The following is a 1,533-nucleotide window of genomic DNA, read 5'->3' on the forward strand; positions in this document are numbered from 1 at the left end:
GAAGATCACGAGGTGGCCGCCGCGGCCATGGTAGAGGCCGAGCGTGCTGGGCAGAAGCTGTTCGAGCTGATGGGCCGGATCGGCCGTATTTCGCCCGGGTGGAGCCGTTGCGGCAGGCCGAGAAGTACGTGCGGGGGCTGACGAGCGACCTGCCGCGCAGGAACTGCTGGACCCTCGCGGAGCACGCCGGCGACGCGAGTCCGGATCGGATTGGCGTACCCGAGGTGGTCGGTGATCTCGCCTTCCAGGGCAGACTCCAGCACCCGCTTGGTCAACTGCCGCAGCAGCCCACCCTCCCCGGCCAACTGCACCCCGTCGGCGCGGGCCTGCGCCACCAGCCGCTCAACAAGATCACTGTTCGTCACGTCCGGCGCGGCCGGCTCCTCCTCGATCTCCACCCCGGCAGTATCAGCCACAGTGGACATTGCTCTAGACATCAGGTGCTCCTCCTTGATCAGTAGTTACACCGTTCGTTTTACAGTCCCCCAACCCGCTGCCGGAGAATGGCTCATTGAGCCCATTTCGGTGCGCCCAGCAGAGAAGGGTTGATCGGGGGTAGCAGATTGGACCGGCAGTGGCGGTCAAACTATGGGGCATGGAGTACTTCTGCTACCACCGCGACCGGTCCGGCTCTGTGGCGCTGCGGGGCGAGCTGCTGGAAGACCATTGGTCCTACATGGACCGATACGCGGCGCAGATGATCGCCCGCGGCCCGACCTTCGGTGACGACGGTGACACGCCCACCGGCAGCGTGCACATCATCGACCTGCCCGATCCCGCCGCCGCCCGGGCGTTCGCCTTCGACGAGCCCAACTACCAGGCCGGCGTGTACCGGGATGTGCTGCTGCGCCGGTGGCGCAACACGCTGGGGCGCAGTATGTGGGACTTCCCCGGAGGCAGAACCGGTGGCAACCGGTATCTGGTACTCGGCCTGGGCACGGGGCAGGCCGCCGACCTCGCCGTGCCGCCCGACCGGGACGAGCTGATCGCGTACGGGCCGCTGCTGTCCGACGACGGCGCCACCTGGCTGGGTACGGCGGTGTTGGTCCGGGCGCCGGACCCGGACAAAGCGCGCGCCATCCTGACTCCGGACCGATACGCCGACATCGAGGTGCACAACTGGGCGTTTGGCGAGCGGCCGTCATGACCTGACGAGGACTGTGATCGTCTGACGGGTCGCCAACTCTCGTGTCGGGTTCCGCGCCTCTTCCTCGCAGCCAGGCGTTCTTGGGAGCTTCTCTCTGATTTCGGACGGCGCGTTCGGTAGTCAGGACCTTACGCGGAATGGCTCACTAGGAGTCTGCCAGCCACGCCAGCAAGCGGCCCTGCGACCAGCAGCGGCCAATGGCCTCGGCGCGCAGAGCCGACCGGTCGAACACCGCCAGGCCGATGATGCTGTGGCCAGAGGCGCGGCGATCGCCAAGTGTCGGTATCGTCGGCGCGACTCCGACTCCCTCCGCTGACACCCACGCCACCGCCCGGCCGGCCGCCGCTTCGTCGAGGCGGTGCAGGAAGCGCAGGCGGCTCTCGAGC

2 protein-coding genes and 1 pseudogene are annotated in these 1,533 nt (G+C 67.8%); 1 reads left to right on the forward strand and 2 read right to left on the reverse strand.

From position 1 onward, the window contains the following. Positions 1 to 212 precede the first annotated feature (212 nt). A pseudogene (locus tag VGR06_RS44250) lies at positions 213 to 365 on the reverse strand (IS256 family transposase); the annotation flags it as partial. Positions 366 to 574: 209 nt separating this feature from the next. Here VGR06_RS44250 and VGR06_RS13190 point away from each other — a divergent pair. Beyond that, positions 575 to 1,147, forward strand: coding sequence for a YciI family protein (locus tag VGR06_RS13190; protein ID WP_327559333.1), 573 nt, complete (start codon positions 575 to 577; stop codon positions 1,145 to 1,147). A 145-nt stretch (positions 1,148 to 1,292) separates the two neighbouring features. Here the strand turns inward: VGR06_RS13190 and VGR06_RS13195 are convergent. After that, positions 1,293 to 1,533: DUF2332 family protein (locus tag VGR06_RS13195; protein ID WP_327559334.1), on the reverse strand; the 241-nt coding region annotated here is incomplete at its 5' end.

Origin of the sequence: Actinophytocola sp., assembly GCF_036002505.1 — a bacterium.
Taxonomy (GTDB): Bacteria; Actinomycetota; Actinomycetes; order Mycobacteriales; family Pseudonocardiaceae; genus DASYTH01.